Here is a 24988-nt window from a genome sequence, read left to right as displayed (position 1 = left end):
CGGTCACGCCAGGTGGCCGAGCGTGGTGGAAACCGCGTTGGCGGCACTCATCACGGTGGGGGCCAGGGCGATGAGATCGTCCATGCTGTGTTCGAGGGTCAGCGTGGAGATGCTGATCCCGCCGATCACCGCCCCGGTGTGGTCCCGCACCGCTGCTCCCACGCACCGGACGCCGTCCTCGTTCTCGCCGTCGTCGAGGGCGTAGCCGGTGTGGCGCGCGTCCTCGATCCGTGCCACGAGCTTTTCGCGCGTGGTCAGCGAGTACGGCGTTCTGGCTTCCAACGCCAGCGTGTCCAGCAGTCCTTCGAGCTCGCCCGGTGGCATCGCCGCGAGCGCGGCCTTGCCGATGGCGCTGCTGTGCCACGGCAGCCGCATCCCGACCCGGGAGCTCATCCGGTACGGCTTGTCCGGTTCCTTCTTGCGGGTGTAGAACAGCTCGCCGCCGGAATTCAGCGCGAAGTGCACCGTGCAGCCGGTTTCGTGCAGCAGTCGGGAGAGCGCGGGTTCGGCCTGCGCGGTGGGGTCGAAGCGGTCGATCACACGGTTCGCCAGCCGGACCGCTCGGCTTCCGATCCGGTACTCCCCGGCTTCGTCGGTGCCGACGAAGCCCATCTCGACGAGCACCCGCAGCAGTCTGTGCACCGTGGACTTGGGCAGTCCGGTGGCGTTCGCCAGGTCGCTGACGCGGCTGTGCTCGGTGAGGGCCTCGAGGACGCGCAGCGTCTTTCGCGCCGCCCCGGGCCCCTCGGAATCGTCGTTGTTCACCTGCTCATCCAACCACCGTCGACGACGAGGACGTGGCCGTTGACGTAGTTCGCGGCGTCCGAGGCGAGGAACACCGCGGCTCCGGCGAGGTCGTCGGGAGCGCCCCAGTGGCCGGCGGGAATGCGCGACCTGATCTCGGCTTCACGAGTGGGGTCGGCGCGCAGGGCGCTGGTGTTGTCGGTGGCGATGTAACCGGGAGCGATCGCGTTGACCCGCACGCCGTGCGGCCCCCACTCGTTGGCCAGCGACTTGGTCAGGCCCGCCACGGCGTGCTTGGAGGCGGCGTAGGCGGGGACGCCCACGCCGCCCTGGAACGACAGCAACGACGCGATGTTGATGATCCTGCCGTGGCCGCGGTCGACCATCCCCGACCCCACGAGCTGGCTGAGGGCGAACACCGAGTCGGTGTTGATCCCGAGCACTCGGCGCCAGTCGGCGTAGTCGACGTCGGCGGCGGGTTCGCGGTGAATGGTTCCGGCGTTGTTGACCAGCACGTCGATCTCGTGCTCGGCGACGACGGGTTCCAGCAGTTCACGCGCGCGTTCGGTGTCGGTGAGGTCGGCGACGACCTGCCGCACCGTGCTGCCGAGGGCGCGGGCTTCGGCGGTGACCTCGTCGAGGTCGTCGTTGTGTCCGAGCAGGACCAGGTCGGCGCCGGCGGTGGCCAGGCCGAGCGCGACGGCCCGTCCGATGCCGGTGCGCGCACCCGTCACCAGGGCGGTCCGTCCGCGCAGGGAAAACAGTTCGGTACTCATCTCGATGATGCCTCGTGGTCAGCGGTGGTCAGCGCAGGTCGTCGATCGCGACGTGGTCCATGTCGCCGAACGACTGGTTCTCCCCGGCCATCGCCCACACGAAACCGTAGCTGTGGGTGCCCGCTCCGCTGTGGATCGACCAGCTCGGCGAGATCACGGCCTGTTCGTTGCTCACGACCATGTGGCGGGTTTCGCGGGGTCGGCCGAGCAGGTGGATCACGCGGTGCTCGGCCGGGAGGTCGAAGTAGAGGTAGCACTCGGTGCGCCGGTCGTGGGTGTGGCAGGGCATGGTGTTCCAGATGCTGCCCTCGGCGAGTTCGGTGACGCCCATGACGAGCTCGCAGGAACGGATTCCGTCGGGGTGGACGTACTTGCGGAGTTCGCGCACGTTGGCGGTCGCGGGGTCGCCGAGCTTGGCCGGGGTCGTGTCCGCGTGGCGGGCCACGCGGGTCGGGTACGCGGTGTGGGCCTGCGCGGAGGCCAGGTAGAACCGGGCGCCTTCGTCACCGGCGAACGACACCGAGGTCGCGCCGCGGCCGATGTAGAGGCAGTCGCGGTGCTCGAGCTCGTGGGTGTCGCCGTCGACGGTCACCGTCCCCCCGCCGAGCGCGAGCACCCCGAGTTCCCGGTGCTCGCAGAAGTACTCGCTGCGCAGGGGTGGTTCGGCGGTCAGTTCCAGTGGGGATCCCGGTTCCGGCACGGCACCGCCGAGGACGATGCGGTCCTGGTGGGAGTAGACCGTGCGGATCTCTCCCGGCACGAAGAGGTCCTCGACGAGGTAGTGCCCGCGGATCGCCTCGGTGTCGCAGGTCGGGATCTGGGTGGGGTGCGTGGGGTGCCTGACGTCCATGTCGCTGTCCCTTCGGCGGAGTCGGGATTCGTCCATGCGGTCTATAGCGCTTCGTTGTGAACCGCGCCACGATGTTTGTCACGGAATATGGAACATCGTTCTGTTTTTCGGAACAACCGCCATTCGGGGGATTCGGAGGTCGTCGTGCCCTACCACCAGGAATCGGATCCGACCGGATCATTACTGCTATCGGCCCTATTGGCCCTGTCCCCCCTGCTCGTCCTGCTGGGACTGCTGGGACTGTTCCGGTGGAAAGCGCACTGGGCCGGTGTCGCGACTTTCGGGGTCTCGTTGTTGATCGCCGTCGGCGTGTACGGGATGCCGCCGCTCATGGCGATCAACGCGGGGCTCTACGGCGCGGCGCAGAGCGTGCTGCTCATCCTGTGGCTGACCTTCAACGCCATCTGGATCTACAACCTGACCGTCCATAGTGGCCACTTCTCGGTGCTGCGGCGGGCGTTCTCCTCCGTCGGGGAGGACATTCGAATACAGGCGATCGTCATCGCTTTCTCCTTCGGTGCGCTGCTGGAAGCGCTGGCGGGAGGCGGCGGTCCGGTCGCGATCTGCTCGGTGATGCTCATCGCGCTGGGCGTGCGGCCGTTGAAGGCGGCGACGCTGGCGCTGATCGCCAACACCGCGCCGGTGGCCTTCGGGGGCATGGGCAACCCGATCACGGTGCTCGGCGAGGTCACCGGTCTTCCCGCCGGGGAGTTCGGAGCGATGGCCGGGCGGCAGGTCTCGCTGCTGGCGATCGCGGTCCCGTTCGTGCTGCTGTACGTGGCCGACGGCAAGCGTGGGCTGCGCCAGGCCTGGCCGGGTGCCCTCGTCGGTGGTGTGACGTTCGCGGTGGCACAGTTCGTGACGTCGATCCTGGCCTATCAGCTCGCCGACATCGTCGCCGCGGTCGCCTCGGCAGCCGCGTTGTTGCTGCTGCTCCGGATATGGAGCCCCGCGGGTGAGCCCGTGACCGCGGCGGCGATCGCCGGTGGCGGCGGTGCGGTCGAGGAACCCGATCCCACCCGGGACTCCCGCTCGGAGGTCCTGCGCGCCTTCGCCCCGTACACGATCATCATCCTGGTCTTCTCGCTGGTGCAGTTCGACGCGCTCCGAGCTCCGCTGGAGGCCGTCGGCACCACTTTCGCCTGGCCGGGTCTGGACGTCGTCTCGACCACGGGTGCGGAGGTCAGCACCGACTACGAGTTCGCCATCGGATCCGCGACCGGAACCCTGCTGTTGCTCTCCGGGCTGCTGTCCCTTCCGTTCCTGCGCGTCGCCCCCGGCGACGCGGCGCTGGTGTGGGGCCGGACCGTGCGTCAGTTCGGCTGGGCGATCCTGGCGATCCTGGCGGTGTTCGCGCTGTCCTACGTCATGAACCTGTCCGGGCAGATCTCCACGCTGGGAGCGTGGCTGGCCACCACCGGGTCGTTCTTCGCGTTCCTGTCGCCGATCGTCGGCTGGTTCGGCGTCACGATCACCGGCACCGACGCGGGCGCGAACGCGCTGTTCGGCAAGTTGCAGACCACGACAGCCACCCAGATCGGCGCCGATCCCGTCCTGCTGGGCGCGGCGAACTCCTCCGGCGGCGTGATGGCCAAGATGATCTCACCGCAGAACCTGGCCGTCGGTACCGCAGCGGTCGGCCTGGTCGGCCAGGAGGGCGTGCTGTTCCGCCGCATCTTCGGCTGGAGCCTGCTGTTGCTGCTGGCCGTGTGCGTCCTGGTGTTCCTGCAGTCCACCCCGGCCCTGGGCTGGATGGTGCCGTGATGATCGAGAGGAGCGAAATGGTCACTCGCCGATCCCTGCTCGCCGCCGCCTCCTCGGGGGCGGCGACCGTGGCCCTACCGCGAACGGCCTCGGCGCGGCCCGCCGATTTCGCGGCGGCGCTGGACTTCAGCGTCGAGCGGATCCGTGCCCTGGCTCCCGAGGTCACCGGGTATCCGGAGCGGACCGAGTTCGAGAAGTGGGTCTACAACGACGACGGAGGCTGGGTCGGTGGTTTCTGGCCCGGACAGCTGTGGATCGCACAGCTGCACACCGGAAACGCCGAACTGGGGCGCCGTGCGCGGCGCTCAGCCGCCGGCCTGGAGGCGCGCAGGACCGACACCTCCACGCACGATCTCGGTTTCCTGTTCTCGCCGTCCTGGGTCACGGCGTGGCGCGTCACGGGTGACCGGGGCTGGTCGGACGGCGCGCTGACGGCGGCGGAGACGCTGACCGAGCGCTACAACGAGCGCGGCCGGTTCCTGCGGGCCTGGGGCGCGCTCGACGATCCCCACCGGGCGGGCTGGGTGATCGTCGACACGATGATGAACCTCGATCTGCTGCTGTTCGCCGCGGAGCGGACCGGACGGCGGCGGTACGCCGATATCGCCACGGCGCACGCCGACACCACGGCACGCCACCTCGTCCGCGAGGACGGATCGACATGCCACGTCTTCGAGTTCGACCCGGCCAGCGGACGACCGATCCGGCAGCGTACGGCCCAGGGGTACAGCGCCACGTCCTGCTGGTCGCGGGGACAGTCGTGGGCGGTCCACGGATTCACCACCGTCTTCCGCCGTACCGGCGAGCGGAGGTTCCTCGACGTGGCCGCACGGGTGGCCGATCACCTCGTGCGGAACCTGACCGCGGATCGGGTCCCGGTGTGGGACTACCGCTCGCCGTACGCCCCGCACGACGTCAAGGACTCCTCGGCCGGAGCTGTGGCCGCCTGTGGCCTGCTGGACCTGGCGGCGGTGAGCGGCGAGGCGAGGTATCGCGACACGGCGGTGGAGATCCTGACGGCGCTGGAGGCGACCTGCTCGACCGCGGGCTCCGAGCGGGCCGAAGGAGCGCTCGGCAGGGGGACGAGCAACCGCCCCGAGGAGCGGGGCGTCGAGGTGTCGCTGCCCTACGGCGACTACTACTACGCCGAGGCGCTGCTCCGGCACGTGCATCCCGAGGCAGCCCGCCGCTACCTGGCCACGGCGTAGGCGTGTACCTGCGAAAGCCTCAGCACCTCCCCAAGCGCAAAACCCCCACTTCGCCGCGAGAGCGGAGTGGGGGTCCACACGTGGTCGTGACGACCCGGCGAGGCCGTCGCCCACTCCCTCGTGCAGGGCCTTACCAGGCCTGGCCGGCGTCAGTCCATCGCAGCACGCGCTACGACGTCGGGGACGCTCTCCTTGGGAGGGTCCAACGCTCCGCACACCTCCGCAGAGGCTCGGTCGGCCTCGCTGCAGCCCTTCGGGGTTCGAGTCCGCGCCGCGAGGGTGCAGTGGCAGCGGGCCGGATAGAGCGCGTCATCCACTCATCACGCCAGGAGGGCCGGGGGAACCACCGTCGAACGGTGCGACGCCCTCCGATCTCCGACACCACGTCTCCAGCACGGAGATCGAGCGCGGGTTCGCGGACCGTGGACGAAGAACTCGCCGGCATCCTGATCTGTCCGTGCGCGATCGCCAACCGCATGGAGATCGACCACGGCGAGGCTCTGCGCAGCGAAGAACTTCTCGACGAAACACGCGTCCGGGCGTAACGGGGACGCTTCCGAGCGAATGCGACAGACGCACGCAGGATGCGTTGCGGCCGGTCGGTGCTGACCAGGATCGACCGTGCCGACTTGGTGCTGACCCACGCACCACGCGCCATTGTTTTCGCAGGTGAAGCAGCTACAAAATCGGTACCACCAGTACCGGGACTCCGCCGGTCGCTGGCACGGGACCCGGCTGCCGGTACCGCTGAACGCCTTCGGCCGCTCCCGGCTGGTCTTCGACCGCCACGACAACGCTCACGTCGTCATGCCGCGCGGACGCATCCTCACCGCGTCCCGGGCCAGCGGGTGGACCGACTGGACCCCGCGTTTCGACGCCCGTGAGCTCGGCGCCTTCGGCGAGGTCCTCGTCGACTCCGTGCGGATCACCACCTACGGCACCTTCTCGGTCATGTACCAGCAGCGCTCCTCGGGCACGACTCCCTCGCCGATCCGGGTCGCCGACTTCCGGATCGCTCCCCGGCAACAGGGATGACCGGCAACAGCGATGACCACCGACCGCCCGACGGCGCGGGCGGGAGCCGGTCCCGCGAGGAGGCGCGGCCGGGCGGTCGGTACTACCACGGCCGGGCGGAAAACGGACACGAATGTCGAAAGTTAGCCCGTTTGGGGGCTGCGACACGGCGGAGCATCGGGAGAATACCAAGCACACCCGAACAACGTCCGAAATACCGAACGCACAGCCGGGCGAGGTGAGCTCGGTGACGAGCACGCGGCGGGCTTCCGAAGCGGACGGGCCCGCGTTCGGCGAACGACTCCTCGTTCGGGCGCTTCGGACACCGATGAGCACCGTCGAAAGAGGTCTGTACCGCCATGGACGATTTTTCTCGGCGCGACGTCCTGCGCCTCGCCTCCGTGTTCGGCATGACGTCGGCGCTGGCGCCGTTGGGAACCTCGACCGCGACAGCCGCGGACGGCGCGGTCGCGAACGGCGCGCACGAGTACTCGCTGAAGATCGACCCCACCCGCCGGGGGCCGACGATCAGCGACACGATGTACGGGATCTTCTACGAGGACATCAACCGCGCTGCCGACGGCGGCCTCTACGCGGAGCTCGTCCAGAACCGCTCGTTCGAGTACTCCTCCGTCGACAACTCCGGATACACCCCGCTGACCGCGTGGAGCACCGTGTCGACCGGTGGGGCGAGTGGCACGGCCGAGGTCGTCGACGACGCCGAAAGACTCAACGAGCACAACCGTCACTACCTGCGACTGAGTCTCGACGGCAGCGGTGACGCCGCGGGGACCTACGGAGTCGTCAACTCCGGCTACAACTCCGGCATGTTCCTGGAATCGGGGAAGAAGTACGACTTCTCGGTCTGGGCGCGCACCGATCAGGCCCGGGGCACCACGCTGACGGTGTCCCCGACGGACGAGTCCGGAGCGTCGCTGGCGGCCAAGCCGCTGCGCGTCGAACTCCGCGGGGACCGCTGGAGCAAGTACACCGGAACCTTCGTGGCCCGCGCCTCCAGCACCACGGGAAGACTCACCGTGGCCGCCGGAGGTGCCGGAACGGTCCGCCTGGACATGGTCTCGCTGTTTCCCCGCGACACCTTCATGAACCGGCCGAACGGGATGCGCCGGGACCTGGCCGAGAAGATCGCGGCGCTGCGGCCGTCCTTCCTGCGCTTCCCCGGCGGCTGCATCGTCAACACCGGCAGCATGTACCCGTACCGGGCACCGGACTGGCCGCGGGCGCGCTCGTACCAGTGGAAGGACACCATCGGTCCTGTCGAGCGGCGGGCGACCAACGCCAACTTCTGGGGCTACAACCAGTCCTACGGGCTCGGCTACTACGAGTACTTCCAGTTCGCCGAGGACATCGGCGCGATGCCGCTGCCGGTCGTGCCCTCACTGGTCACCGGATGCGGCCAGAACCACGTCACCGAGGACCCGGAGCTCCTGCGGCAGTACGTTCGGGACACCCTCGACCTGATCGAGTTCGCCAACGGCTCGGCCACCACCCCGTGGGGGCGCAAGCGGGCCGAGATGGGTCACCCGAAACCGTTCGGCCTCACCCACATCGGCATCGGCAACGAGGAACCCCTGGTCGACGAGTACTTCGAGCGCTTCCTGAAGTTCAGGAGGGCCGTCGAGTCCGCGCACCCCGAGGTCACCGTGATCAGCAACTCGGGCCCCGACGACAGCGGGCCGGTCTTCGATCGCGCCTGGGAACTCGGCCGCTCGGCCGACGTCGGCATGATCGACGAGCACTACTACAACGACCCCGAGTGGTTCCTGACCAACAACGACCGCTACGACTCCTACGACCGCAAGGGGCCGAAGGTCTTCCTCGGCGAGTACGCATCGGAGGGCAACCGCTTCTACAACTCGCTGGCCGAGGCCGCCTACATGACGGGACTGGAGCGCAACGCCGACATCGTCCGGCTCACCTCCTACGCACCGCTGCTGGCCAACGAGGACTACGTGCAGTGGGAACCCGACATGATCTGGTTCGACAACGCGACCTCGTGGGGCTCGACCAGCTACGAGACCCAGAAGCTGTTCATGAACAACATCGGCGACGAGGTCGTGCCCAGCACCGCCTCGTCGACACCCGTGCCGAGCACGCCGATCACCGGATCGGTCGGACTGTCCACCTGGGCCACCAGCGTCGCCTACGACGACGTCGCGGTCACGTCCGCGGACGGGAGCGCCCTGTTCGGCGACGACTTCTCCGGCGAGGCGTCGCAGTGGCGGAAAACCGGCGAGCGCGGCTCCTGGAGCGTCTCGAACGGCGCCTACGTCCAGCACGACACCAGCGCCGAGAACACCCTGGTCATCGCGGGCGACTCCGCGTGGAGCGACTACGACCTGCACGTCAGGGCCACGAAGCGCTCGGGCAGCGAGGGCTTTCTCGTCGCCTTCGGCGTCACCGACGCCGACAACTACTACTGGTGGAACCTCGGCGGCTGGGGAAACACCCGCTCCGTCGTGGAAAAGGCCACCGACGGTGTCCGGCGGACGCTCGTCGGAGACGACACCAGCATCGAGACCGGTCGCGAGTACGACCTGCGCATCGAGATCCGCGGGCGGCGGGTCGCCCTCTTCCTCGACGGGCGGAAGTGGGGCGAGTTCACCGACGACAAGATCGCCGAACCGTTCCGCCAGGTGGTCACCCACGACCGCGACACCGGTGAGCTCATCGTCAAGGTCGTCAACGCCCAGGACGCGGTGGCGCGCAGCAACATCGACCTCGGTCGGCAGGTGCGGGTCTCCCCCGTCGCGCGACTGACGACCCTGCAGGGCGACCCCGACGCCGTCAACACCGCCGACGCACAGCCGATCCGGCCGCGCCAGTCGACGCTGCCCGACGTGAGCAACTCCTTCACGCACGTCTTCCCCGCCCACTCGATCACGTTCATGCGCATCAGGGTCCAGTCCGCGTAGCGACCACCGAGAACCACCGCCGGCTCCTTTTCGGAGTTCCCCTTTTTCGAAAGGCGTTCCTCTTCGGAATCACCGGGATTCCGAAGAGGCGCGGACGGTGGCGAATCCGCCAGCAAGGAGAACACGCCGTGATCCGATTACCCCGAGGACTTCTGCACACCGCCGTGGCGCTGAGCACGGTGTGCGTCACGCTCGGCGTCGCCCAACCCGCCGTCGCCGCCGACTACCCGAACCCCGGGCAGGTCACGGGTGACGTGGCCGCCCACGATCCCTCGATGGTCCGCACGTCCGAGGGGTACGCCCTCTACTCCACGCACGACCGCATAGAGGCCCGCACCTCGCCGGACCGCACCGGATTCACCCGCGCCGGATCGGCGCTGGGAACCATTCCCTCCTGGGTGTACGAATACAACTCCTCGGGTGACGTGTGGGCTCCCGACGTCTCCCAGCACAACGGGCGCTACTGGATGTACTACTCCGCGTCCAGTTACGGTTCCAACCACTCGGCCATCGGTCTGGCCACCAGCGCGACGGGACGCCCGGGTAGCTGGACCGACCGGGGAATCGTCCACAGCTCCGATTCCGGGGACGACCACAACGCCATCGACCCCGCCCTGCTCGTCGACCGACAGGGGAGATGGTGGTTGTCCTTCGGCTCGTTCTGGAGCGGCATCAGAATGATCCGGCTCGACCCGGCGACGGGCAAACGGTCACCGCAGGACAGCACGCTCCACCACCTGGCCTCGCGCCCGAACGACGCCTCGCACGCCGTCGAGGCCCCCTACATCGTCGAGCACGGCGGCTACTACTACCTGTTCGTCTCCTTCGGGCGCTGCTGCCAAGGCACGGACAGCACCTACCGGGTCGTGGTCGGACGTTCCAGCAGCCCCACCGGCCCCTACGTCGACCGGAGCGGAACGCCGATGCTCTCGGGCGGCGGTACCGAAATCCTCGCCACGCACGACGACGTCATCGGCCCCGGCGGGCAGAGCGTGCTCGGCGACACCGACGGCGACCTCCTCGTCTACCACTACTACGACGCCAACGCGGGAGGAGCCCCGCGGCTCGGCCTGAACCTCCTCGGATGGGACGAGCAGGGCTGGCCGTACGTGTACTGACACCTCGACGCCCCGGAATCCTCCCCCCCCCAGCACGAAAAGAGCAGATCTTGAATTCCTCACTGGACCGCCGCAGCCTGCTGCGCCGAGGTGGCCTCCTCGCCGCCGGAGCCGCCACCGCCGCACCGCTGACGGGCACGGCATCCGCCACCGCCGCCACGGACCCGCACCACCCCTCCGGAGCCACCGAGCTCACGACGCGCGATCCGCTCGTCGAGCAACGAGCCGATCCGTGCATCACCCCTCCGGTGAACGGCATGTACTACATGACCGGTTCCGTACCGGAGTACGACCGCCTCGTCGTTCGCGGCGCCCCGACGATCGACGGCCTGGCCCACACCCGCGAGCGCACCGTCTGGCGACGCCCCGAATCCGGCCGCACGGGCGGCCACATCTGGGCGCCGGAACTGCACCGCATCGACGGCCGGTGGTACATCTACTTCGCCGCGGGCGACTCCGACGACGAGACCCGGATGCGCATGTACGTGCTGGAGTCAGCGGCCGCCGACCCGCGCGAGGACGCCTGGTCGCTGCGCGGCCGGATCACCACCGGCTGGGACAGCTTCTCCCTGGACGCCACCACCTTCGAGCACCGCGGCAAGCGCTACTACGTGTGGGCGCAACGTGAGCAGGGCATCGACACCAACAGCAACCTCTACATCGCCGAGATGAGTTCCCCCCTGGCGATCAGGGGTGATCCGGTGCGCATCGCCGTGCCGACGCGCGAGTGGGAGACGCGGGGGTTCGCGGTCAACGAGGGCCCGGCGGTGATCGTCCGCAACGGACGGGTCTTCATGACGTTCTCGGCCAGCGCCACCGACGCCAACTACTGCATGGGGTTGCTGACCGCCGACGCGCGGTCCGACCTGCTCGACCCGAAATCGTGGAGCAAGTCGCCCGAGCCGGTTTTCACCACCAACGACAACACCGGTCGGTTCGGGCCGGGGCACAACACGTTCACCGTCGCCGAGGACGGCGAAACCGACGTCCTCGTCTACCACTGCCGCGACTACCGGGAGATCGAGGGCAACCCGCTGTACGATCCCAACCGGCACGCCCGGGTGCAGCGGCTCCACTGGAACGACGACGGCACGCCCGCCTTCGGCGTACCGGTGGGTGACGGCGGAACGGCGCTGCGGTTCTCCCCGCTGGACGCGCCCGACGCGTACGTGCGGCACCACGAGCAGCGCCTCCGCGTCGGCGGTGCGGGGCCGCTCGCCGACACGCAGTTCCGGTTCGTTCCGGGCTTTCTCGGGCCGGACCGCGTGGCGCTGCAGTCCGTCGACCTCCCCGACCACCACGTCCGCGTGCGCGGAGGCTCCCTGGAGATCTCCCCGTACCAGGACAGCGACGACTACGGGCGCGCGACCGGGTTCGTCCGAACACCGGGACTGGCCGACCGGCGCGGCGTCTCCCTGCGGGTCTCCGACGACACCTACGTCGTCCACGACGACGGGAGGCTGACCACCGGACGTCCCCGCGGGCGAGCCGACCGGGAACGGGCCACCTTCCTGCTCGGCTGACCGAACCGGACACGGTGACGAACCAACTCGTCACAGTCGGCACCCCTGGTCGAGCCCGCCCTGCACGGAAGAGTGTTTCACTCAGTGAAAGGAGGCTCGACCACGGGCGGTCGGGCCGACGACAGTCGTCACAGCCGACGCCCGCTTCGGCGCGGGCGCGGCGTGACGTGTCGGGTCACCGAACACGAGTTGCCGACGCCGTCGAGTTTGTGAGGTCATACGCATGTCCGACTCCCGCACCACACCTCCCTTCCGCGCCGACCACGTGGGCAGCCTGCTCCGGCCGCCCTACCTGCTCGAAGCCCGCAAGCAGTACGACGCCGGGCAGATCAGTGCCGAACAGCTGCACGCCGTCGAGGACAAGGCGATCCGCGAGACGGTGCAGCGGCAGGCCGACATCGGTCTGCGCAGCGCCACCGACGGGGAGTTCCGCCGCAACTCCTGGCACATGGACTTCATCCACCAGCTCGGCGGCATCACGACGCAGTCCGACGAGCACATGCACGTGGAGTTCCGCAACGACGAGGGCACGCTGGAGTTCTCCCCCGCCGCACTGCGCGTCAACGACAGGATCAGCCTCGACAGGGCGATCTTCGCCGAGGACTTCCGCTTCCTCCGGGACAACACCGACGCGACCGCGAAGCTCACCATCCCCTCGCCCAGCATGGTGCACTACCGGGGTGGCCGGGCGGCGATCGATCCGGCCGTGTACCCGGACGAGGACCAGTTCTGGGCCGACCTCAGCGCGGCCTACGCCGAGCAGGTCCGCCGCATCGCCGAGGAGGGGTGCCGCTACCTGCAACTCGACGACACCAGCCTCGCCTACCTCAACGATCCCCGGCAGCGCGAGATGGTCGCCAGCCGTGGCGGCGACGCCGAGCACCAGCACGAGCGCTACATCCGGCAGCTCAACGCGGCGCTGGCCGACCGCCCCGAGGGACTGCACGTCACCACGCACATGTGCCGAGGCAACTTCCAGTCCTCCTGGGCGGCCGAGGGCAGTTACGAGTTCGTGGCCGAGGTGCTGTTCAACGAGCTGGCGGTGGACGGCTTCTTCATGGAGTTCGACGACTCCCGCTCCGGCGGCTTCGAACCCCTGCGGTTCGTGCCGGAGGGCAAGCAGGTCGTGCTCGGGTTGGTCACCACCAAGCGCGGGGAGCTGGAGAGCAAGGACGAGCTCAAGCGCCGCGTCGACGAGGCCGCCAAGTTCGTCCCCCTCGACCAGCTCAGCCTGTCGCCCCAGTGCGGCTTCTCCTCCACCGCCGAGGGCAACTCGCTGACGCAGGACCAGCAGTGGGCGAAGCTGGAGCTGATCGTCGAGACCGCCGAGGAGATCTGGGGCTGATCCCCCGGAGGCCGCTGGTCACCCCGGAGGCTGCTGGGCCAGTGCCCGCGTGATCCCGCGAGCGGCCGAGCGGACGGCCGGGGCCAGCATCCCCGGCTGAGCGCTGTCGGCGGGAACCACCAGGGACACGGCGGCGACCACGGAGTTGTCCTGCGCCAGCACCGGTGCCGCGACCGAAACGGCGTCCACGGTGACCTGGCCGTCGCTGACGGCGAAGCCGTGCCGGCGGATGCTGGCCAACTTCTCCCGGAGCACCACCGGATCGGTGACGGTCCTGGGCGAGTATCGGTCCAGGCCTCCGCCGAGTATTACCTCCTGGGTCTCGACGGGCGCGTGGGCCAGCAGCACCAGACCGACTCCGGTCGCGTGCATGGCGAACCGGCCGCCGACGCGCGTGCGAACGGGCAGCGCGTGGCGGCCGGCGAGCCGCTCGACGAACACGACTTCCGTGCCCTCGCGGACGGCGAGCTGCACGTTCTCGCGGGTGACCTCGTAGAGGTCCTCGAGGAACGGCATCGCCGCCGCGCGCAGTCCCGGACCACGGGGCGCCAGCGAGGCCAGCTCCCACAGCCGCAGGCCGATGCGGTAGCGGCCGTCGGTGCCGCGCTCCAGCGCACCCCACTCGAGCAGCTCCGCGACCCGCCGGTGCGCGGTGGGCAGGGATACCTCGGCGCGCCGCGCGAGTTCGCTGAGCGTGTGCTCCGGCATCTCGGGGGTGAAGGCTTCCAGCAGCGCGAGGACCTTGGCGGTCACCGACCTGTTCGAGCCGCGGTGGGCGGATTCCCCCGCTGCCTCGTCCTCGCTCGTCATGCTCCGTCGTCCAGCAGTGGGCGGATGTAGGCGAGGAGGGCCTGCTCGACCTCCGCTCGCACGGCGGTGTCCGTGGCCCCGGCGCCGCGGCCGACCGTGTAGAGCCCGTTGCTGATGTGCACGATCATCGAGGCCACGACGGCGCGCCGTCCGGGCTCCATGGTCGGCGCGAGCACCTCGAGCGTCTCGACCAGGCGCTTCTTGATCGTCTCGACCACGTTCACCGTCGACGGCGTGGCCATCGACGAGGTCAGCAGGAAGCCCAGCAACCCCGGGGGATCCCGGTTGTACGCGGCGTGGACGTCGAGCACGTGCCCGATCGTCTCCGCGGGATCGGTGGTCATACCGGCTCGCAGCCGTTCGTCGAGGGCGGCACCGAGCCGAGTGGTCCACTCCTCCTGGAGGGCCGCCAGGATCTCGTCCTTGCTCGCGAAGAACTGGTACAGCGAGCCCACCGAGACACCGGCGTGCTCGGCGACGAGGTTGGTGTTGGTCTCGGCGTAACCGCGCTCGGCGAACAGCTCGCCCGCGGCGAGCAGGATCCGGTCCACGAGTTCACGGCTGCGCGCCTGCTTGGGCACGCGGCGCCGGCCGGGTGCGAACACCGGTCCGGCGCCGGGAGGACCGTCGACGGACATTCCCACTCCTCTCCGTGCCGAACGCGAGCAAAGGCGCGGTCGAGCAGGCACGAACGCGAGTTGTCAAACACGAGTTAATGCTCGAACAATAGCAGTGGCCAGGCAGGAAGGGCCGTCGAGAAGTCCCCGCATCGGAGTAGCAGTCATGACCACCAGGCATCTGGACGTCCTCATCGTCGGCGCGGGCCTCTCCGGCATCGGTGCGGCCTACCGCCTCCGGACCCGGGCACCGCACAAGAGCTACGCGCTGCTCGAAGCCCGCGAAGCGATCGGGGGTACCTGGGACCTCTTCCGCTACCCCGGTGTCCGTTCCGACTCGGACATGTACACCCTCGGCTACCCGTTCCGCCCCTGGCGCAACGGCACGTCCATCTCCGACGGCGCCTCGATCCTCGACTACATCCGCGAGACCGCCCGCGAGAACGGCATCGACCGCGCGATCCGCTTCAACCACCGGGTCGTCGGCGCGTCGTGGTCCTCGGAGGAGTCCCTGTGGACGGTGCGGGTCGAGGTCGGCGCGGAGCGCCGGACGGAGACCTACACCTGCTCCTTCCTCTACCTGTGCAGTGGTTACTACCGCTACGACCACGGGCACACCGTCGACTTCCCCGGCAGCGCGGACTTCCGCGGGCGGATCGTGCACCCTCAGCAGTGGCCGACCGACCTCGACTACCGCGGCAAGCGCGTCGTGGTGATCGGCAGTGGTGCCACCGCCGTGACGCTCGTCCCGTCGATGGCCGAGCAGGCCGCCCACGTCACGATGCTCCAGCGCTCCCCCGGCTACATGCTGTCGCTGCCCTCGCGGAACCGGCTGGCCGACCGGCTGCACGCGAAGTTGCCCGCCAGGCTCGCCCACCTCCTCCTGCGCGGCAGGAGCATCGCCTTGGCCACGCTCAACTACCAGTTGTGCCGACGGTGGCCACGAATGATGGCCGGGCTCCTGCGTGGCGGCGTCGCCAAGAAGCTTCCCGAGTCGGTCCCGGTCGACCCGCACTTCACTCCCCGGTACAACCCGTGGGACCAGCGGTTGTGCGTGGTTCCCGACGCGGACCTGTTCGAGGCGATGAACAGCGGACGGGCCGGAGTGGTCACCGACGGGGTCGGCTCCTTCACCCCCGACGGGGTCCGGACCACCTCCGGCGAGGAGCTGGAGGCCGACGTCGTCGTGACCGCGACCGGGCTGGAGATGACGGCCTTCGGCGGGATCGAGCTGACCGTGGACGGCGAGCGGGTCGAGCCGGGAGAGGCCCTGGCCTACAAGGGCATGATGTTCAACGGGGTCCCCAACCTCGCCTGGTGCCTGGGCTACACCAACGCCTCGTGGACCCTGCGTGCCGACCTCACCTCGCAGTACGTCTGCCGGCTGCTCAACCACATGGACCGGCGCGGTTACACCAGCTGCACGCCCGAGACCGGCCCCACCGGTGTCGCGTCGTCGAAGCTGCGTCCGATCCTCGACCTCTCGTCCGGGTACGTGCTGCGCGCGGCCGGATCCCTGCCGAAGCAGGGGCACGAGTGGCCGTGGGTCCTGCGGCAGAACTACCCGGTCGAGCTGCTGACCATCCGGCTGGGGCGGGTCGCCGACGGCTCCGTGCGCTTCGGTCGCTCGCGGGCGTCCCGCCGCGAGTCCGGCTCGGCCACCGCGACGGCCGGTCGCTGACCGTTCCACCCGACCCGGTGCGTCCAGCCGTCGCGCCGCGTCCTGCTGGCGACTTCTCGCGACACCGGAGCATACTGCGAACGTGGCGGGTTCCGACCGGGGAGACGAGTTCGTCAGCACCGCGCGGCTGCTGCCGGAGGCTGTCGTCTCGGCGGTGGGATACCGGACGGTCGACTCGGCACCGGTGATCCACCGCGGACTGCCGTCCCCGTCGCTGACGGTGGTGTTCAGCCTGGACGACCCGATCGTGGCGGGGCTGTCGCCCGAGCACGCGAACGGCCCCGACGCGTTCCGCAACCGGGTCGTCCTCGGTGGCTTGCACACCCGCCCCGCCTACGTCGTGCAACCGACGGTCCAGACCGGCGTCCAGCTGGCCGTCCGGCCCCTGGCGGCCCGAGCTCTGCTCGGCGTCCCCGCCGGTGAGCTGAGGGATCTCACCACCGAGGGCGTCGACGTGCTCGGGGCGTCGGCCGCGAGGCTGCGCGAACAGCTCGCCGAGCTGACCACCTGGGACGAACGATTCGCCGCGCTCGCCCGCTACCTGCGTGATCGTGTCGCCGCGCAACCCCGCGCGCAGCCCCGCGCCGAAGTAGCAGCGGCATGGAGCTGGATCGCCCGACACCGCGGAACGGGGTCCATGTCGGAGCTGGCTCGGCACGTGCTGTTGAGTCCACGTCAGTTGACCACGGTGTTCAACTCCGAACTCGGCCTGACTCCCAAGGCGGCCTCCCGGCTGATGCGCTTCGAGCACGCTCGCCAGCACGTGACGCGGGCGAGCAGACGGGGCCTGCCGCCCGACATCGCGGCCACGGCCCACGCGTGCGGGTACTCCGACCACGCCCACCTGGTCCACGACTTCCAGCAGTACGTGGGCACCAGTCCGACCCGATGGCTGGCCGAGGAACGCCGAAACATCCAAGCCGGTGCGCACCGCGACGGCGAAGACTGGGGCACATGAGCGCTTCGGAGAACATCCCAGCCCCCACCGTCTGGCCGACGCTGCAGGCCGAGGACGCACCGACCCTGATCGACTTCCTGGTCGAGACGCTGGGCTTCGTCAGGACCGCCGTCTACGCCGACGGGGATCGCGTGGCTCACGCCCAGCTCGACTGGCCCGAGGGCGGAGGCATCATGCTCGGCTCCCACAAGCCGCACGGCACGTGGTCGCGCGAACCCGGCACGGCGGGAACGTACGTGGTCACCAGCCAGGTCGACGCGCTCTACGACCGCGTGAAGCGGTCCGGCGCCAAGATCGTCGGCGAGATCGCCGACCAGCACTACGGGAACCGCGAGTTCTGCATCGCGGACCCCGAGGGCAACCTCTGGTCCTTCGGCCACTACCGCGGGGAACCCGCGGTCTGACCGTTCGGTCCACCGGACCACCCGACCGTCGCGACGCGGCACTTCCGTCGTCACGGCCACCGAAGCAACCGTTCGCCCGCGTCGGGTGGTTACCCGGTCTCGCGCGAAACCGGATTTCCACCCCCGGGGATCAGGCCCCTTCCTCGCTGACGGTGACGACGGCTTTCATCCCGCGGGGGTCGTCGCCACCGGCGAGGGCGTCCTCGGCCCGCTCCAGCGGATACCGGGCGGTGACCATCCCATCCAGGTCGATGCGACCGGACGTGACCAGGCTGATCGCCGCGGGCCAGGTGTCGACGTAGCGGAAGGTCCCCGTCAGGGTGATCTCCTTGTTCTGCAGGTACTGGACCGGCAGCAGCATCTCCTCCGCTCCGAGACCGACGAGGACGACGGCCCCACCGCCGCGCACCGCCCGGATGCCGCCGAGCACGGCGGGAGTCGCTCCGGAGCAGTCGATGAACGCGTCGGCGTCGAGGTCGTCGGGCACGAACGTGCCCGAGTCGACGACCCGGGACGCGCCGAAATCGAGCATGCGTTCGCGGCGCGAGGCGACCGGGTCGGACACGATGATCTCGGTGGCTCCGGCGGCACGTGCGGCCTGGACCGTCACCGCCCCGATCGGACCGGCTCCGGTGACGAAGACCCGTGATCCCGGCCCGACGTCGCCCTTGTGGCAGGCCCAGACCCCGACGGACAGCGGCTCCAGCAACGCGACGGCCTCGTCGGAGAGGGTGTCGGGGACCGGATGGGCGAAGTCGGCGGGAACGGTGACGTAGTCGCAGAAAGCGCCGTCGATCGGCGGTGTCGCGAAGAACTCCATCTCCGGGCACAGGTTGTAGCGCCCGCCCTTGCAGTGGTGGCACCGCCTGCACGGCCGCTGGGGCTCGAGAGCGACGCGCTGTCCCAGCAGGGCCGTGTCGACGTCGTCGCCGGTGTCGACGACGCGTCCCCCGGCTTCGTGACCGAGCACCAGCGGACCGTCGACGATCATGCTGCCGATGCGACCGTGCCGGTAGTAGTGCACGTCGGAACCGCAGATCCCGACGGAGCCGACCCGGACGAGCACCTCGTCCCGAGCGGGTACGGGTACGGGACGGTGCTGCACCGCGACAGTCGACGGTCCGGTCAGGACCGCGGCACGCATGGTGCCGGTGGCGGTGTCGGCGGTTGCTGTCATGTGAGGCTCCTGCCCGTCGTGGCGAAACGTGTTTCCGGAAAAGCGCTTATCGATGCGCGGTGCCGAAGTCGTGGGTGCGGACGCCCGCGTGATCAGTCATGACGCAGGCTCTCCGGGGGCCCGAGGTAGCTGAACTCGACCCCACCGGTGTCCACGACGATCTTCTGCACCACCACGGTCGGATCGACCATCCAGAACTTCAGGGTGTGGGCTCCCGGTTCGGCGATCGAGTGCCGCGTGGTGGTGCGGTTGACGTTGTCGGAGGTGTTGCGCTGCCACTGCCGGTTCATCTCCGTCGCGTCGGCACCCGTGGCGGTGACGATGTCCACCACCGCGGGTTCCGCGTCGTCGATCGAGATCGCGTACCGCGGCCCCCGCGTCGTGAGGGCGTCGTTTCGCGGGGACAGGTACGCCGTGACGTCGACGGGGCCGGTGGTGAACAGGGTCATGCCGTATTCGAGCCGGGGGCCGTTGCCGCCGGGTCGCTGACGCGGTGCGGTGACCGGGAGGGGTTCCATTCCCGATCCGTTCCGGCCGAGCCCCGGTATTCGCTTCCAGGAGACCGAGCGGGTGTCGACCGCGCGCGTGTAGTGCTCGGCTTCGACGGAAACGCACCCGTTGGCCTCGATGAATCCTCCGCGCTTTCCCCGGGGCAGGCGCGGGTTCTCCACGACGGCCCGCACCTCGACGCTGCGGCCGTCGGATCCGGTGACCTCGATGGGCACGTGAGTCGTTCCCTCGGGCGCCCGCTTCCAGTCGACGTGCACGGTGGCGCGTACCTGCTCGGTGATGCGACCGCGGCTCGGCGTCACGGTCACCCACGGCACGGAGGGCCGAATCCCGTAGTCGAAAGCGGCGGTACCGCGGTTGAAGACCTCGATGTACTGCGCCGGCTGCGTCTGGAACGGGCTGAAAGCGGGCAGCACCGGATCCTCCGCGGCACGGGGCCACCACTTCGCGGACCCGTCGATGGCCACGCCCATCTCCGCGGCCGCGGGCGTTTCGAGGCGTCGCACCGGGGGGAAGATGGCGTCGGGGATGGCCTTGTTGTCGCGCTGCGGCTGCTGCCATGAGGCTTGCGGACCGTAGCGCTCCACGTCGCCGTAACCGATTTTCGGCTGCGTCTGGAAACCGTGCCACTTTCCGCCCGCGAGCGTGCTGTTGTAGTGGTCCGACATCGCCCGGTCGTCGGCGAAGCGGGCTTCGGCGGTGGCGGCGAGCTCGTTGGCGACGGTGCGGCCCTGCTCGGCGTACAGGATGTTCGTGAATTCGGCCTCGCGGAGTTCGTACAGGTTCGCGGTCGCCTCCACGCGGTACCCGACGAGCTCGTAGTACCCGCTGCGCCGGGAAGGGGGTAACGAGTCGGCGACGCGGCGGCTCCGCTCCGCCAGGTTCCGCCACTCCTCGGTCACCCGTTCCAGCTCCCGGTAGTTGGTCAGGCTGAACGGGCTGGCCGCATCGTCGTAGACCACCGCCTCCGGGTCCGTGGCCAGGTCCTTGTCGGGGTCGACGGTGATGCGCCGGTTCAGCAGCTCCGGTTTCCGCCGGGACTGGAGCGCGGCGTAGGTGTGCAGGACCTCGGCGACGGGATTCGCCCGGCGCGGCCCGAAGTTCTGCTCCGCGAAGGACCGCTCCCACTCCTCGATCCGGGAGGCCGGCCAGCGCGACGGGTTCCACGCGTAGTCGAGGAAGAACTGCAGGGGCCGCTCCATGCCCTTGAAATCACCCACGTTGACCACCCACAGCCGGTCCACGCCGTAGCTGTACGCCTGGTGCAGCTGGTCCCAGACGTTGGGCAGCGGGGTGGTGTCGACCCACTTGTAGTTGCGACCGCGGCCGACGTAGTCGTAGTGGTAGTACAACCCGTAGCCGCCGGCGCGTTCGGGGAGGTCCTGGTCGGGCAGCTTGCGGATGTTGCCCCAGTTGTCGTCGGAGATGAGCACCGTCACGTCGTCCGGTGGACGCAGGCCCTCGTCCCAGTACCGCTGCACTTCCTTGTAGAGCGTCCACACCTGCGGAATCTCCGTCAGCGGCGTGTCGGTTTCCGCGCGCAGGATCCGGCGCTGGCTGTCGAGGATCTCGCGCATCAGCTCCTTGGAGGCGTCGTCGCCGAGCGCGAAGTCGCCGTTGCCCCGCATTCCCAGGGACACCACTCCCTCGAAACCCCGCTCGTGCATCCGGCGGATCCCCTCGGCCATGTACGCCTCGACCGCGGCGCGGTTGCGCCGGAAGCTCCACTCCCCCGTCCCGCCGTACGGGTCGTGGCCGGGTTCGACGACGGTGCCGTCGCTGTCGCGCTCGGCGGGCACCGCGTGCCGGTTCCACTCGTCGATGGCGCGCATCATCGGCTCGTTGTGGGCGGTGCCCATCACGATGCCGTAGTGCTTCGCGGTGGCGTAGTTCCGCGGATCGTCCTCGGCGAAGGCCTTGCCCCACATCGCGGGCCAGAGGTAGTTGGCCTTGAGGCGCAGCATGGTCTCGAAGACCTTGGCGTAGAACTCGTGGGTGAATCCGCCCGGGTGCCCCGGCGCGTGACCGGGGCCGAAGTACTCGGGCGCCCAACGGGCGAGCGCCGGGGCCTCGTCGTTGACGAAGAACCCGCGGTACTTCACCGCGGGCGGCCCCTGGGTGTGCCGTCCGGGCAGGGCGTAGAGCGCCTCGTGCTCCCGGGGCGCGACGTCGTCCCACCAGTACCAGGGAGAGACCCCGGCCTGCCGGGACACGTCGTAGATGCCGAAACTGGTCCCCCGCTGGTCGCTCCCGGCGACCACGAAGGCGCGCCGGACACCGGGAAACGGGTTCTGCACGATCTGCTCGACAGCGGTCTCCCACTCCCCCGCGACGCCGCCCACGTCGAGTTTGCCCGCCGACACCAGCGCGTCGACGAGCGGACTCGTGCCGACGGTCCCGATGAGAACGACTTCCTCCCGCCGCGGCAATCGGTCGGTGAGGACGGTGGGGTCGGCCCCCGTGACCGCCTCCAGATCGGCCCGCAGGTCGTCGACCGCCCGCACCACACCCGGGTGATCGCTTCCGCTGACGACGAGTGGTGCGGCCTGCCCGTCCGCCACGAGGGGGAAGCGTCCCGGCCCCGCCTCGTCGGTGATGTAGGCATCGGGATCGCCGGCGGTGGCATGTCCGGTTCCCGGTGCGAGCGGCAACATCGTGGCACCGGCCGCCACGCTCGCGCCGCGCAGGAACGTGCGTCGGTCGTAGTGCTCTGACACCTCGTGTCTCCTCACGGTCCACGGTGCGGCGGGATCGCTCCGGGAGCACCCGGGACTCGTGATGCCACCACCGAAAAGCGTCCAATTAGTTCAATGGATATACCAAGTGGATTGTGACGAGAGTCGCAAGTCGTTCCCCCGATGTCAAGACACCGAAGGTATATTCCCTGATAAGAACGCCATCGCCATCGACGATCCCGGATCACTCGGCCGCAGTAATCCGTGTTCATGAGGTATGGCGCACAAGTGTGTTCTGAGTTAGTTTGATGGCAATCCTTATCCGAGAGGGGGTCGAGTGCGCGACGACGATGCGAGCACCCGCGACATCGGGCGTGGGCTCGTGGACCAGGCCGCCGTTCGGCGGGTCAACCTCGCCCGGGTGCTGGGCGAGGTTCGACTGCCGGGGACGCACTCCCGCGCCGGACTGGCCACGCGGACCGGCCTGACCAAGGCCACGGTCTCCAGCCTCGTCACCGAGCTGATCGAGCGAGGGCTGATCCGGGAGAGCGGCCGCAGGCAGGCGGGCAACGTCGGCCGTCCCGGCCGACTGCTGGAGCTCGACGGCGGGTCGGTGGCCGCACTCGGACTGGAGATCAACGCGAACTACCTCGCCGTGCGCGGAGTCGACCTGGCCGAACGGGTGCTGGTCGATCACCGAATCGGGTTCGACGCGATCCGGGCGGGTGCCTCCTCCGCGGTCGCGGAGCTGACCCGGCTCGCCCGCGAGGCGATCGCGGAGCTGGAGCGCTCGAACACGCGGCTGGCCGGTATCGGCGTCGCGGCTCCGGGACTCGTGGACGTGCCGAGCGGCACCGTCCGCTACGCGCCGAACCTGCTCTGGCAGGACGTGCCGATCGCCGAGTGGCTGCGCGAACGGCTCGACCTGCCCGCCGACACCACGATCACCGTCGACAACGAGGCCAACCTGGCGGCGCTCGCCGAGTTCGGCAGCGATCCCGACGCCACGCCCAACCTGGTGTACCTGACCGGTGAGACCGGTATCGGCGCCGGACTGATCACCGACCGACGACTGCTGCGCGGCTCGGACGGGTTCAGCGGCGAAATCGGGCACATCCCGGTCGACCCCTGCGGGCGGACCTGCGGCTGCGGGCGGGCCGGCTGCCTGGAAACCAAGATCGGCCTGGCCGCGGCGATCCGTGCGGCCGCTCCGGACCTCGCCGAGACCTCACGGGATCCCGAGGAACAGGCGCAGGAACTGCTGCGGCGCGCCGAGGACGGACAACCACGGACCCTGACCGGACTCGACGAGATCGGCCGGTGGCTCGGGATCGGCATCTCGGTCGCGGTCAACATGCTCAACCCGGGCACCGTCGTGCTCGGCGGCTACTTCGCCACGGTCGGCCCCTACGTGGTGCCGACCGCGATGCGGGAGCTGCGGAGCCGGGCCATCGCGGGGGAGGCGGCGATATGCCGCATCACCGCTTCGGCCTTCGGCTTCACCGCCGCGGTCCGCGGCGGAACCAGCGTGATCGTCGAGGAGGTGTTCCAGGACCCCCTCCGAGCCCCGAGCAGCACCGAGAAGGCGGAGTCCGAGGACACCGCGTGACCGGGCGGCACGATCACGAACATCCCGGCGTGGCCCGCCGCCACGCCGACCAGAAACGAGGAGAACCGATGACCGACTACACCCCCACACCGACGGACAAGTTCTCGTTCGGCCTGTGGACCGTCGGCTTCCGCGGCAACGATCCCTTCGGGCCCGCCACGCGCCCGGAGCTCGACGCGGTGCGGGCGGTGGAGCGGCTGTCCGACCTGGGTGCGTGGGGAGTCACGTTCCACGACGACGACCTGGTTCCGTTCGGTACCGAAGGCGCGGAGCGCGACCGGATCGTCTCCCGCTTCCGCTCGGCCGTGGAGAGCACGGGCATGGTCGTTCCGATGGTGACCACCAACCTGTTCGGCCACCCGGTGTTCAAGGACGGCGCCCTGACCGCCAACGACCGCGAGGTACGTCGGTTCGCCCTGCGCAAGATGCTGCGCAACGTCGAGCTGGCCGCCGAGCTGGGCGCTCGGACCTTCGTGGCCTGGGGCGGGCGTGAAGGCGCCGAGTCCGACGCCGCCATCGACGTCCGCGCCGCGCTGGACCGCTACAAGGAAGGCATCGACCTGGTCTGCGAGTTCATCCGCGAACGCGGTTACGACCTCCGCGTGGCCCTGGAACCCAAGCCCAACGAGCCGCGCGGGGACATCCTGCTGCCCACCGTCGGCCACGCCCTGTCGTTCATCGAACAGCTCGAGCACCCCGAGATGGTCGGGGTCAATCCCGAGGTCGGCCACGAGCAGATGGCCGGGCTCAACTTCACCCACGGCATCGCCCAGGCGCTGTGGTCGGGCAAGCTGTTCCACCTCGACCTCAACGGTCAGCACGGCGCCAAGTACGACCAGGACCTGCGCTTCGGCGCCGGGGACGTGAAGAGCGCCTTCTTCACCGTCGACCTGCTCGAATCGGCCGGCTACGCCGGTCCGCGGCACTTCGACTTCAAGCCCCTGCGCACCGACATGGACGAGGGCGTGTGGGCCTCGGCGGCGGGGTGCATGCGCAACTACCTGATCCTCAAGGACCGCGCCGCCGCCTTCCGCGCCGACCCGAGGGTCCAGCAGGCGCTGCAGGACTCCCGCGTGTCCGAGCTGTCCCGGCCCACCGCCGCCGACGGTGAGAAGCCGGAGGAGCTGCTGAACTCCGACGAGGGCTTCGACCCCGAAGCCTCGGCCGAGCGCAGCATGCACTACGAGAAGCTCGACCAGCTCGCCCTGGAACACCTCATGGGTGTCCAGAACACGTGATCGGAGGGAAGATCACCGCGGGCCGCCGGGT

The 24988-nt window shown here is 69.5% G+C and carries 20 protein-coding genes; 13 read left to right on the top strand and 7 right to left on the bottom strand.

What is annotated here, in order from left to right; translation table 11 throughout:
- Positions 1 to 3: 3 nt before the first annotated feature.
- From FHX42_RS05390 to kduI, 3 genes are read right to left on the bottom strand one after another with little or no spacing between them, the layout of a single operon-like run.
- Positions 4 to 765, bottom strand: coding sequence for an IclR family transcriptional regulator (locus tag FHX42_RS05390; protein WP_182543013.1), 762 nt, complete (start codon positions 763 to 765; stop codon positions 4 to 6).
- Positions 762 to 1520, bottom strand: a complete 759-nt coding sequence (locus FHX42_RS05385; protein WP_182543012.1) for a glucose 1-dehydrogenase — start codon at positions 1518 to 1520, stop codon at positions 762 to 764. The genes FHX42_RS05390 and FHX42_RS05385 overlap by 4 nt, the downstream gene beginning before the upstream one ends.
- A gap of 28 nt (positions 1521 to 1548) precedes the next feature.
- Entirely contained in the window at positions 1549 to 2370 is an 822-nt protein-coding gene (kduI, locus tag FHX42_RS05380) for a 5-dehydro-4-deoxy-D-glucuronate isomerase (RefSeq protein WP_182543011.1), read from the bottom strand.
- A 144-nt stretch (positions 2371 to 2514) separates the two neighbouring features.
- Between kduI and FHX42_RS05375 the strand changes: the two genes are divergently transcribed.
- The 8 genes from FHX42_RS05375 (at position 2515) to FHX42_RS05345 (ending at position 13278) form a co-directional block, all read left to right on the top strand.
- Entirely contained in the window at positions 2515 to 4134 is a 1620-nt protein-coding gene (locus tag FHX42_RS05375; RefSeq protein ID WP_328795911.1) for an L-lactate permease, read from the top strand.
- Positions 4134 to 5342, top strand: coding sequence for a glycoside hydrolase family 88 protein (locus tag FHX42_RS05370; protein WP_235986896.1), 1209 nt, complete (start codon positions 4134 to 4136; stop codon positions 5340 to 5342). Before FHX42_RS05375 ends, FHX42_RS05370 begins: the two co-directional genes overlap by 1 nt.
- A gap of 422 nt (positions 5343 to 5764) precedes the next feature.
- Positions 5765 to 5887 (top strand): hypothetical protein, encoded by a 123-nt coding sequence (locus FHX42_RS26965; protein WP_268898312.1) that lies wholly within the window; start codon positions 5765 to 5767, stop codon positions 5885 to 5887.
- Positions 5888 to 6011: 124 nt separating this feature from the next.
- Entirely contained in the window at positions 6012 to 6377 is a 366-nt protein-coding gene (locus FHX42_RS05365; protein ID WP_182543009.1) for a hypothetical protein, read from the top strand.
- Positions 6378 to 6715: 338 nt separating this feature from the next.
- Positions 6716 to 9292 carry an alpha-L-arabinofuranosidase C-terminal domain-containing protein gene (locus FHX42_RS05360; protein ID WP_235986895.1) on the top strand — a complete coding sequence of 859 codons (2577 nt, stop codon included), beginning with the start codon at positions 6716 to 6718 and terminating at the stop codon, positions 9290 to 9292.
- Between the two features lie 128 nt (positions 9293 to 9420).
- The gene (locus tag FHX42_RS05355; RefSeq protein ID WP_182543008.1) at positions 9421 to 10410 is read left to right on the top strand and encodes an arabinan endo-1,5-alpha-L-arabinosidase; all 990 of its coding nucleotides are present in this window, start codon (positions 9421 to 9423) and stop codon (positions 10408 to 10410) included.
- 50 nt (positions 10411 to 10460) lie between these two features.
- Positions 10461 to 11933, top strand: coding sequence for a family 43 glycosylhydrolase (locus FHX42_RS05350; protein ID WP_235986894.1), 1473 nt, complete (start codon positions 10461 to 10463; stop codon positions 11931 to 11933).
- A 223-nt stretch (positions 11934 to 12156) separates the two neighbouring features.
- Positions 12157 to 13278 carry a 5-methyltetrahydropteroyltriglutamate--homocysteine S-methyltransferase gene (locus tag FHX42_RS05345; protein WP_182543006.1) on the top strand — a complete coding sequence of 374 codons (1122 nt, stop codon included), beginning with the start codon at positions 12157 to 12159 and terminating at the stop codon, positions 13276 to 13278.
- An 18-nt stretch (positions 13279 to 13296) separates the two neighbouring features.
- Here FHX42_RS05345 and FHX42_RS05340 read toward each other — a convergent pair whose 3' ends face one another.
- Positions 13297 to 14088, bottom strand: a complete 792-nt coding sequence (locus tag FHX42_RS05340; protein ID WP_182543005.1) for an IclR family transcriptional regulator — start codon at positions 14086 to 14088, stop codon at positions 13297 to 13299.
- Complete coding sequence (locus FHX42_RS05335; protein WP_182543004.1) at positions 14085 to 14726, bottom strand: TetR/AcrR family transcriptional regulator; 642 nt, start codon at positions 14724 to 14726, stop codon at positions 14085 to 14087. The genes FHX42_RS05340 and FHX42_RS05335 overlap by 4 nt, the downstream gene beginning before the upstream one ends.
- 145 nt (positions 14727 to 14871) lie before the next feature.
- Between FHX42_RS05335 and FHX42_RS05330 the strand changes: the two genes are divergently transcribed.
- The 3 genes from FHX42_RS05330 (at position 14872) to FHX42_RS05320 (ending at position 17748) form a co-directional block, all read left to right on the top strand.
- The gene (locus FHX42_RS05330) at positions 14872 to 16386 is read left to right on the top strand and encodes a flavin-containing monooxygenase (RefSeq protein WP_182543003.1); all 1515 of its coding nucleotides are present in this window, start codon (positions 14872 to 14874) and stop codon (positions 16384 to 16386) included.
- An 82-nt stretch (positions 16387 to 16468) separates the two neighbouring features.
- Positions 16469 to 17344: a helix-turn-helix domain-containing protein gene (locus FHX42_RS27250; protein WP_220479510.1), complete on the top strand. Its 876-nt coding sequence runs from the start codon at positions 16469 to 16471 to the stop codon at positions 17342 to 17344.
- The gene (locus tag FHX42_RS05320; protein WP_182543002.1) at positions 17341 to 17748 is read left to right on the top strand and encodes a VOC family protein; all 408 of its coding nucleotides are present in this window, start codon (positions 17341 to 17343) and stop codon (positions 17746 to 17748) included. The genes FHX42_RS27250 and FHX42_RS05320 overlap by 4 nt, the downstream gene beginning before the upstream one ends.
- A gap of 130 nt (positions 17749 to 17878) precedes the next feature.
- On the opposite strand, the gene FHX42_RS05315 is transcribed toward FHX42_RS05320, so the two are convergent.
- Both FHX42_RS05315 and FHX42_RS05310 read right to left on the bottom strand, forming a co-directional pair.
- On the bottom strand, positions 17879 to 18925 hold the full coding sequence (locus FHX42_RS05315; RefSeq protein WP_182543001.1) for an NAD(P)-dependent alcohol dehydrogenase: 1047 nt from the start codon (positions 18923 to 18925) through the stop codon (positions 17879 to 17881).
- 92 nt (positions 18926 to 19017) lie between these two features.
- Positions 19018 to 22152, bottom strand: coding sequence for a glycosyl hydrolase 115 family protein (locus FHX42_RS05310; protein ID WP_328795910.1), 3135 nt, complete (start codon positions 22150 to 22152; stop codon positions 19018 to 19020).
- A gap of 295 nt (positions 22153 to 22447) precedes the next feature.
- Between FHX42_RS05310 and FHX42_RS05305 the strand changes: the two genes are divergently transcribed.
- Together FHX42_RS05305 and xylA are read left to right on the top strand one after the other, a co-directional pair.
- Positions 22448 to 23719, top strand: coding sequence for an ROK family protein (locus FHX42_RS05305; RefSeq protein ID WP_182543000.1), 1272 nt, complete (start codon positions 22448 to 22450; stop codon positions 23717 to 23719).
- A 68-nt stretch (positions 23720 to 23787) separates the two neighbouring features.
- Complete coding sequence (gene xylA, locus FHX42_RS05300; RefSeq protein ID WP_182542999.1) at positions 23788 to 24957, top strand: xylose isomerase; 1170 nt, start codon at positions 23788 to 23790, stop codon at positions 24955 to 24957.
- Positions 24958 to 24988 lie beyond the last annotated feature (31 nt).

This window comes from Halosaccharopolyspora lacisalsi (genome assembly GCF_014137975.1).
In the GTDB taxonomy this organism is placed as follows: Bacteria; Actinomycetota; Actinomycetes; order Mycobacteriales; family Pseudonocardiaceae; genus Halosaccharopolyspora; species Halosaccharopolyspora lacisalsi.
The sequence above is the reverse complement of the archived record's forward strand: the minus strand, read 5'-3'. Positions and strand labels throughout refer to the sequence as shown.

What these genes read in the sequence shown, in the direction of transcription:
- FHX42_RS05340 (WP_182543005.1), bottom strand. Translation starts at nt 14,088, where the DNA reads ATGACGAGCGAGGACGAGGCAGCGGGGGAATCCGCCCACCGCGGCTCG.
- FHX42_RS05345 (WP_182543006.1), top strand. Translation starts at nt 12,157, where the DNA reads ATGTCCGACTCCCGCACCACACCTCCCTTCCGCGCCGACCACGTGGGC.
- xylA (WP_182542999.1), top strand. Translation starts at nt 23,788, where the DNA reads ATGACCGACTACACCCCCACACCGACGGACAAGTTCTCGTTCGGCCTG.
- FHX42_RS05315 (WP_182543001.1), bottom strand. Translation starts at nt 18,925, where the DNA reads ATGACAGCAACCGCCGACACCGCCACCGGCACCATGCGTGCCGCGGTC.
- kduI (WP_182543011.1), bottom strand. Translation starts at nt 2,370, where the DNA reads ATGGACGTCAGGCACCCCACGCACCCCACCCAGATCCCGACCTGCGAC.
- FHX42_RS05320 (WP_182543002.1), top strand. Translation starts at nt 17,341, where the DNA reads ATGAGCGCTTCGGAGAACATCCCAGCCCCCACCGTCTGGCCGACGCTG.
- FHX42_RS05330 (WP_182543003.1), top strand. Translation starts at nt 14,872, where the DNA reads ATGACCACCAGGCATCTGGACGTCCTCATCGTCGGCGCGGGCCTCTCC.
- FHX42_RS05335 (WP_182543004.1), bottom strand. Translation starts at nt 14,726, where the DNA reads ATGTCCGTCGACGGTCCTCCCGGCGCCGGACCGGTGTTCGCACCCGGC.
- FHX42_RS05385 (WP_182543012.1), bottom strand. Translation starts at nt 1,520, where the DNA reads ATGAGTACCGAACTGTTTTCCCTGCGCGGACGGACCGCCCTGGTGACG.
- FHX42_RS05370 (WP_235986896.1), top strand. Translation starts at nt 4,134, where the DNA reads ATGATCGAGAGGAGCGAAATGGTCACTCGCCGATCCCTGCTCGCCGCC.
- FHX42_RS05360 (WP_235986895.1), top strand. Translation starts at nt 6,716, where the DNA reads ATGGACGATTTTTCTCGGCGCGACGTCCTGCGCCTCGCCTCCGTGTTC.